At 24.1% G+C, this 8,017-nt stretch carries 9 protein-coding genes; 4 read left to right on the plus strand and 5 right to left on the minus strand.

All coding sequences use genetic code 11. The features are described from left to right. Window positions 1-265 (plus strand): hypothetical protein (locus ACRDDY_RS18695; protein ID WP_438566432.1); only part of this gene is annotated, 265 nt, incomplete at its 5' end. A 34-nt stretch (window positions 266-299) separates the two neighbouring features. Here ACRDDY_RS18695 and ACRDDY_RS18700 read toward each other — a convergent pair. The 4 genes from ACRDDY_RS18700 to ACRDDY_RS18715 all read right to left on the minus strand — a co-directional run bounded on the left by ACRDDY_RS18700 (window position 300) and on the right by ACRDDY_RS18715 (window position 3,756). Then, window positions 300-974 (minus strand): ABC transporter ATP-binding protein, encoded by a 675-nt coding sequence (locus ACRDDY_RS18700; protein ID WP_438566433.1) that lies wholly within the window; start codon window positions 972-974, stop codon window positions 300-302. Next, window positions 974-2,227: an FtsX-like permease family protein gene (locus tag ACRDDY_RS18705; RefSeq protein WP_438566434.1), complete on the minus strand. Its 1,254-nt coding sequence runs from the start codon at window positions 2,225-2,227 to the stop codon at window positions 974-976. Before ACRDDY_RS18705 ends, ACRDDY_RS18700 begins: the two co-directional genes overlap by 1 nt. Beyond that, a complete protein-coding gene (locus ACRDDY_RS18710) occupies window positions 2,217-3,290 on the minus strand; it encodes an FtsX-like permease family protein (RefSeq protein WP_438566435.1) in 1,074 nt (357 codons plus the stop codon). Before ACRDDY_RS18710 ends, ACRDDY_RS18705 begins: the two co-directional genes overlap by 11 nt. Window positions 3,291-3,366: 76 nt before the next feature. After that, on the minus strand, window positions 3,367-3,756 hold the full coding sequence (locus ACRDDY_RS18715) for a hypothetical protein (protein WP_438566436.1): 390 nt from the start codon (window positions 3,754-3,756) through the stop codon (window positions 3,367-3,369). Between the two features lie 425 nt (window positions 3,757-4,181). On the opposite strand from ACRDDY_RS18715, the gene ACRDDY_RS18720 reads away from it, so the two are divergent. The 3 genes from ACRDDY_RS18720 to ACRDDY_RS18730 all read left to right on the plus strand — a co-directional run bounded on the left by ACRDDY_RS18720 (window position 4,182) and on the right by ACRDDY_RS18730 (window position 6,395). Continuing rightward, window positions 4,182-5,132, plus strand: a complete 951-nt coding sequence (locus ACRDDY_RS18720; protein WP_438566437.1) for a coiled-coil domain-containing protein — start codon at window positions 4,182-4,184, stop codon at window positions 5,130-5,132. Window positions 5,133-5,215: 83 nt separating this feature from the next. Next, complete coding sequence (locus tag ACRDDY_RS18725; RefSeq protein WP_438566438.1) at window positions 5,216-6,055, plus strand: hypothetical protein; 840 nt, start codon at window positions 5,216-5,218, stop codon at window positions 6,053-6,055. 103 nt (window positions 6,056-6,158) lie between these two features. After that, window positions 6,159-6,395 (plus strand): ribbon-helix-helix protein, CopG family, encoded by a 237-nt coding sequence (locus tag ACRDDY_RS18730; protein ID WP_438566439.1) that lies wholly within the window; start codon window positions 6,159-6,161, stop codon window positions 6,393-6,395. Between the two features lie 177 nt (window positions 6,396-6,572). Here ACRDDY_RS18730 and ACRDDY_RS18735 read toward each other — a convergent pair whose 3' ends face one another. After that, a complete protein-coding gene (locus tag ACRDDY_RS18735; RefSeq protein ID WP_438566440.1) occupies window positions 6,573-7,058 on the minus strand; it encodes a replication/maintenance protein RepL in 486 nt (161 codons plus the stop codon). Window positions 7,059-8,017: the final 959 nt, after the last annotated feature.

Consider the following 8,017-nt stretch of genomic DNA (forward strand, 5'->3'; position numbering starts at 1 on the left):
TGAAAATGCCCTTGAGAGAGAAGATAGAACTATATTTGAACATATTCCTAATAGACTAGATGAACACGCTTTAAGACGCGAATATGCAACTTTAAAATATGAGGAAATAGTTAATGATAAAATTGATAATGATGAAGAAGTAAAAGATAATTATCATACACGAGATGGCAGTCATAGATCTTTTGATAGAGAAATTTTAGAAAAAGTATCTGAAAATCTTGGACATAATAGAATAAATGTAGTTGTAAAACATTATTTAGATTAAATAATAAAAGAATAAACTAATTTAGTTTATTCTTTTATTTTAGTGATTCATTAACAACTCCATCTGTTATTATAAGATGTCGTGTACAATAATTAGCAATATTTTTATCGTGAGTTACAATAATTATTGTCTTTCCTTCTTTATTTAATTCAGTCAAAATATTCATTATTATTTTACTATTTGTTTCATCTAATGAACCAGTAGGTTCATCTGCTAATATTATATCAGTTTCTTGAATAAGAGCTCTAGCAATAGCAACCCTTTGTTGTTGTCCACCAGATAATAATTTAACTTTTTTCTTTAAAAGACTGTTAATATTTAGATCTTTTGTTATTTTAATGATATCAGTATCATTAATTTTAGTTTTTTTTCTGTATTCAAGTGGTAGATAAATATTTTCTTTAACAGTTAAATCTTTTATTAATGAAAAATTTTGTAGGATAAACGAAATATTTTTATTTCGTATTTTTGCAAGTTCATTAAAAGTTTTTGTTGAACAATCTTCACCATTTAAATAATATGTTCCACTTGTTTGTTTATCTATGAATCCTAAAATATTTAAAAGCGTACTTTTACCAGAACCAGAGGTTCCCATAAGTGAAATAAAATCACCATCATTAATGATGAGATTAACATTTTTTAATGCTTCACATTTAGTATCACCTTGTCCATATGTTTTGATTATATTTTTTAAAATCAATTTACTCATTAGCTATCTCCTTCAATTAAAGTTTTAATATCTATAGTTAATATTTTTTGAATTGGAAATATTAACGTAATCAAAATAAAGATAATCGTAGAAATAAAAGTATTTATTATCATAAAGAATGTTGTGTTTATTTCAAAGTATCCACCACCAGTAATGGAGTAATAATAGCTTAAAATAGTTCCACATATAAATCCAACAATAGTGACTAATATTGTTTTTAAACAGACAATAAATACTATATCTTTTATTTTAGCACCAACTAATATAATTGTTCCAATATCTTTTTTACAATCATAAATAGTATAAAGAATTATAATACTTAAGCTAATTAATGAGATAGTTAGAAATAATACACTACGGAAAAGAGTATATTTTGTTGCCGCCTTTGCTTCTATAATTCTATTTTCATAAATATCTCTATTTTTTGATAAAGTAAAGTTTAAATTATATTTTTGAGAGAGTTTATTTATATCTTCTAAAACAATAGTAGAACTTACATCTTTAGCTAGTGATACCTGAATTCCGCCCATTAAGCTAATTAATTTTAAAGTATCTGTTGATTGTAAAATATCATTAGTTAATATTAGAAAACCAGAATCATCTATAAAAGGACTTACTTCATAGTAGTCTTTATCAAATCTAAAGGGAGTATTATTTTTTACAAAACCATTTATTGTATAAAGTTTTTCATTTAAATTTAATTGATCATTAATATTAAAAAATTTTTTAAATTTGCTTCCTAAGAATAAAGAATCAATAGATAAAGAATTTTCAGTTATACCGCCTTGAGTAAATTTTAAATTTAATGGATTTAAGTAATTCATATCTATAAATCTTATTGGAATTCCAGTTAACGAATTATCTTCATTAAAATTTTTTGCAACTAATGAGGCAAACCCAGAAAATTTTGTGTGAATTTCTTTAAGATAGTCTACTTCTAAATTTTCTGCAAAGAGATAATCATTAAAGATTATTCCTTTATTTTCAATACCTTTAATATTAGTAAGTTCTTTATAAAAAGAATTTAAAGCTGAATCAATATTATTATTAAAATGAGATAAATTTAAAATTAAAGAATATGCTTCGTTATTATTCCAGTAATAATTATCTAATTTATTTATTTGTGTTTTAATTGAAAACTCTTTTTGAATGTTATAAATTAGAAAAATAGATAGAGTTATTTCAATAGATAATAAAAAATAAATAAAGATATTTTTTTTCAAAAAGATTTTTAAAATGCTTTTATTTCTCATGGTATATAGCTCCTGTCTTTACTATTCTAATATATATAATAAATATGCAACTTAATGAAATTATTAAAACTATAAGTAAGCTTATTAAAAATACTAAATAGGTTGTATAAATATTATAGTTAATAGGAATTGAATAGGTTTTTCCTATTATTGGAATGAAATTGATAGAAATTAATGTGCTGCTGAATAATGCAACTATATTTATAAGTGTAGTCTTGTATAAAAATTCTTTAAGTAAACAAATTATATTTGCACCAATTGATATTTTAATAAAAATATCTGAATACATAGATTTAATCCAAAATAGAGTTGCTATTACTATATTTAATATACCAAATATAGTAAGTAGAAGAAGATCTTTAAGTATAGAAGAATCAAAAGTTATAGCATTTAGTAATGAGTCTTTTTTATTAAAAGTATGTTCAAATATTTCTATGTTAGTAAAAGTATTTTTTATTTGAGTAAGTGTAGTTTTATAGTTTTCATTTTTAGGAATATTAATAATATTAGCTGTATAAAATGTAGATTTTAGAGATTTTGATGGAACTAAAATAGCATTTCGCCAGTGTGAATTTTTAGTGCTTTTTAAATAATCTATAACTTTATATTCAACATTATCAATAGATATATATTCAATATTATTTTTAGTATATGTAAAATCTTTAACCAATTCACCGACTATAGCAACTTTATTACCTGAAATGTAATCATTTAAAGAAAAATACTTGCTATGTTGTGTTTCAAAAAATTTTTCAATACTAGAATAGTTATTCATTCCAAATATATCTAATTTACGTATGGCATTTCCAAAAGATACAGATTCATCAATATGAGTATAAACATAATCAGTTGATGAATCTAAACTTATAAATTTATTAAAGTCATTTGTATTAAATTTCAAGGAAATATGATTTTCATAAAACTTATTATTTAGAGTTTGTCTTTCATAATTTGAACCAATAATTTGAGCAACTGTATCTAAGCTAAAAATAGTTAAAAAAATAGCAAATCCTAAAAATAAAGTATTAATTGGCTTGGAAAATAATTCTTTTATTTCACGCATAGAGTCTCCTTTCTCAAAGTGAAAATTAAGCTGGAATATGACAAACAGTATCTATATAGATACTGTTTGTTTAAAGTTATAATGTTATATGAAGTAGCTTACTTCCACCTTTTGAACTAGTATGGAGACTATCAAAGCCTCTAGCATTTTTATGAGATCTAGATAAACGTGCTGTAGAAGAGTTAGAAGAACCATAAACACCACCTAGATAAAAATAATCATTATTTCCATCATAGTATTGTAAACCAGCACCAGGTTTTACTGTAGATCCTCCAGTTGGCGAAACAATTTTTGTTGTAGCTTCGGCTACTTTAGTAGATGCATTAACTAGTTTAATTGTTCCATGTACTACTACTCCATTTCCTAAATCTAAAGTTTTAGCATCAGAAGTTTTTGCAAAAGCAATTGTTCCAGGAATAACTATAGATGCTAAAAGACCTAATGATATAAATTTTTTCAAATTCATTGAAAATTCCCCCTTTTAAAGTAATTAAATTTGCTTCAAGGTAAAATATTCTACAAAAACCTTATATTTCCTTTTTAAATTCGAAAAAAATTAACAAAAAATTAATTAAATAAAATTAGATGAATTTTTTGTACTTAAAATTTGTACAGAAACTTATAAAATGAAATAGTGAGTGAGAAATTTGAAGAGTAGTTTTGATGATTCTTAATTTAAAGAGAAATAGAGTAGTGGATTAAACTTTTAGGGTTGATTACGATAAATTAATATAGAAAGATTATATGTAAGTAGCATAATTATAAATAAAAGATATGCATTGCATAATTTAATATTTTATTATAAAAATAATATGATAAAATATAAGTATGACATATAAAATACATTGTAATACAATACAACTACATTGAAAAATATTAGAGGTGGATAAAATGAGTAATGAAATAAAAGCAGTATCATTTAGATTAAATGAGGAAGAAATAAAAAAATTTAGAGAAATAACAGATGAAAATGGATTAAATCAAGCAGAAATGTTTAAAAGTGTACTGAATTCATACGAAATGGCAAAAGCAAAAGGAATGATTTCAGATAGAGCAAAAGAAATTGAAACATTCCAGGAAACTATAAATGGATTAGTTGGAATGTTTATAAACTCATTATCAATAAATCAAACATCAGAAGAAAGAATAAGAGAAACTTTAAGTTTAGAATTAAATACTAAAGATAAAACAATAGCAGATCTTCAAGAACAAAAAGAAGATTTAAAAGAAAAGTTCAAAGAAATTAGTTCAAAGAACAAAGAATTAGAATTAAGTGCAAAAGAATTGAATTCTAAATTAGAAACTACATTAAATGAGTTAGAGCAAAAAACTAAAGCTATTGATAGTCAGCAAGAACAAATAAATACTTTGAATAGTATTATTACAGAATATAAAGAGTTTAAAGAAATTAATAAGGAATTAGAAAAGCTAAATAAAAGCTTAGAAAAAAATAATATTGAATTAAAAAATAGTCTTACAAATACAGAACATAGAAATAAAGATGTCTTACAAAAGCTAGAAAATGTTGAAAACATGAGGGAGTTTTATAAAAATGAGTTAGAAATATTAAAGTTAGAAATTAAAGAGCAATTAAAGCTATCAAAAGAAATAGAACAAAGTTATAAAGAAGAACTTAATTTAATGAAATTAGAATTAAAAGAACAGAATAATATTTTAAAGACTACAGAAGAAAATTATAAAAATGAAATTAAGGAAATCAAGTCAGAATATGAGATAGCTATAAAATCCGTAAAAAAGGCTTTTAAAGAAGAGTTAAGTAAAAAAGAGATAGAATACACTAAAGAACTTGAAAAGGCTAAAAAGGCGCTTAAAGAGGCTTAAAATAGAATATATTAAATGAAAAGTGCTAATAATGAAAATTAAATTTATTATATAAGCACTTTTTTATAAATGAAGGTGAAAAGATGAAACATGCAAAAAGAGAAAATGGAATATTAGGACCCAAATATAAAATATATGAGAAGTGGGAAGATGTAATAGCAGCAAATTTGGATTCTGAATCAAAGGAATTATTATTTCTTTTAGATCAAGAAGAATATCATGATATGAAAAAGTATGGAGGTAGTGGGGATTATGTTCCTAAACACTTTGTAGCTGATGCAGAAAATAAAGCACACAAATTAGAATTAGAAGTAGAAAAATTAAATAGAGATGTTGAAAGATTAACAGCAAAGTTAAAGGAGTTTGATAAAGAAGATCCGTATAAAGAGAGAGTAACTAAATACTACAACTACGCTTTAAATGCAAAAAAATCAAAAGAGCAAATGGAACTTAGATATAATGAGATTAAAAAGCAAAATAAAATAATACAGGATAAATCATTCGAAATTCAAGATAGATGTGAAGATAAATTAAATAATGCATATGATATAGTTGGACGTTGGAAAGAAAAATATGAAAAATTAAAGTCACAAAAAATAAGAAACTATAAGAGAACAGAATCTATAACAGCAGATGAATTTAGTAGAGGGTTTGATTGCTATAAAGGAACTCAATATTATGATTTAAGAGATGTAAAAATGAGAAAAAAACATTATGTAGGAAAAGAGAATATTGTATTACCTATTCCAGATACTACCCATGTAGATATAGTTAAAGAGTATATTTTTAATGGAGAAAATGGAATGATTAATGATATTATTCTACCAAATAGAAAAAATGGCTACTGTGATATTATTGGATTAAGAACAAATCCATATTATGAAATGTGGGAAATTGTTTTAGGGCAAATAGATAAAAAATAGAATAAATAAAAGGAATAAGGGTGTCATTACAGAATAAGAAAAGGAGTAAGGAGACTTAGTTATTATGTAATTATAATAACTATCTAAAAATAAAGGTGTAATGATGGGAGAAAAAAAGGATAAATTAATACAAGTAAGAATTACATCAAAAGATAAAAAGAAATTAAAAGAAATAGCTAAGAAACAAGGAATTTCAATGAGTGAAATAGTATGTAATTACATAGATGAAATGATTAAGAAAGATGAAGAGAAGAGTAATTACGAAGAAGAAATAGAGAAAAGAACTAATAAGTTTGAAGAAAAAATGAAAATATTAAAAAATAAGATGAAGTGGTATTAAAATTACACGATAACTAAAGTATTTTTATTAAATTGATGTTCATTTAAATTAATGAACATTGATTAATTTAAATAATTAAGTTATAATTTTAAAAATAAACAATAAAAGTAAATAAAGAGAAAGCAACCAGTAGGTTGCTTTGGATTTGATTGAAGATTAGGAAAAGTGGTGATTTTTCTAATCTTTTTTATTTTCTGTTTTAGATAAAATAATGTTAGCTCCAAACTTAGCATATTTAAAATTAGTGCCCCAACTACTCCAAACAATATTTTTGTTAATACAATAAACATTGCTTGTTCCACTTTTATAGACATCAATAAATTTTTCGGTTTTTAATAATCGTATGGCTCTTTTTACAGTTGAGTTACTTATATTTAAATTTTCTTCTAGAACAGTATATGAGCACATAACAGCATTATAACTATCCATATTTTGAATTAAGAATTTGAAAACTCTATATGCAGTTGCTGATTTTTCTAATAATTGATCTTCAGCTTTATAAGAAGCTTTATTAAATTGTATAAAATTTTTATAAGGACTTTTTTTTTCTTTTTCTTTCTTTTCTTTTTCTTTTAATTCATTTGATATGAGTTCTTTTCTTCTATCTTCAAATGAAATAGTATTATTTTTTAAATCACGAACTGTTGATACCTTTAACTCCATTAGAAATCTCCTTTCAATTAGTTTATAAATTTGAACTACATAAGGTTCTTTTGTGAACCTTATGAGGTCATTTTAGCATAATATTGTAAAAAAATAAAGAAAAAACTATTGACAATGAATGAAAGTTCATAAATTAGAAATATAAAATGATTAATAGGGGTCATAGTATGACCATAATAGGGGGCATACTATGACCCCTATTAACCGAAATAAATGGCGTGGTTGAGCCATTTATTTAAAATGCTCTCTTTAATCTTCTTTAAAAAGAAAATTTTAAAGAAAATCATATAGAAAGCGAGGCATTTAGCCTCTTACTTTCTAATGGGAGGCAACCTCCCAAACCCTCGGTTACGGGCAAAGCCCTATGTCTGCGACACTTGTTTAATTAAAGTTATTGGAGGGTGGGGGGAGTAAGCCCCCAACCCCTTCACCCGATTTAATATTTTTATTTAAATAAGTTTACTGAAACATCTATTAGTAGGGAAGGAAGAGTAACTATCTTAAAATTTTACTTTATTTTAAAAGGTCAAGGATTTTGAAAGGCTATGACGAGCTATTTTGAGTGTGAAAGGTTTGAGGGAGCCAGGAGGCGACCGAGAAGCTTTCTAAACGATAAAATTGGGAGGAGTAGACTAAGAAATCCTTAGAGCTTTTTATAAAGTAAAATTTTCAATAACTTAAATTTTTTTATTATGATTCAAGTATCTATTTAAAATTATTTAAATAAAAATTATAGTAAGAATATTAAATAAAAGATATATTTTTAAACTTGATATATTTAATTTAAAGGATTATAATTTAAGTATAATTTTTTATAATACAGTAAAATAAACGGCGTTAGACGATTATTTTACTGCCAATAACTAGATTTTTTATTTTATGATTTGTGTGCTTGTATAAAAAAAGATTAACTTTTATATAGGATTTTAAAATTATAGATATAGAAAAACGTTTATAGA

The organism is Clostridium sp., assembly GCF_051656525.1.
Classification (GTDB): Bacteria; Bacillota; Clostridia; order Clostridiales; family Clostridiaceae; genus Clostridium.

What these genes read in the sequence shown, in the direction of transcription:
- ACRDDY_RS18720 (WP_438566437.1), top strand. Translation starts at nt 4,182, where the DNA reads ATGAGTAATGAAATAAAAGCAGTATCATTTAGATTAAATGAGGAAGAA.
- ACRDDY_RS18735 (WP_438566440.1), bottom strand. Translation starts at nt 7,058, where the DNA reads ATGGAGTTAAAGGTATCAACAGTTCGTGATTTAAAAAATAATACTATT.
- ACRDDY_RS18725 (WP_438566438.1), top strand. Translation starts at nt 5,216, where the DNA reads ATGAAACATGCAAAAAGAGAAAATGGAATATTAGGACCCAAATATAAA.
- ACRDDY_RS18730 (WP_438566439.1), top strand. Translation starts at nt 6,159, where the DNA reads ATGGGAGAAAAAAAGGATAAATTAATACAAGTAAGAATTACATCAAAA.
- ACRDDY_RS18710 (WP_438566435.1), bottom strand. Translation starts at nt 3,290, where the DNA reads ATGCGTGAAATAAAAGAATTATTTTCCAAGCCAATTAATACTTTATTT.
- ACRDDY_RS18715 (WP_438566436.1), bottom strand. Translation starts at nt 3,756, where the DNA reads ATGAATTTGAAAAAATTTATATCATTAGGTCTTTTAGCATCTATAGTT.
- ACRDDY_RS18705 (WP_438566434.1), bottom strand. Translation starts at nt 2,227, where the DNA reads ATGAGAAATAAAAGCATTTTAAAAATCTTTTTGAAAAAAAATATCTTT.
- ACRDDY_RS18700 (WP_438566433.1), bottom strand. Translation starts at nt 974, where the DNA reads ATGAGTAAATTGATTTTAAAAAATATAATCAAAACATATGGACAAGGT.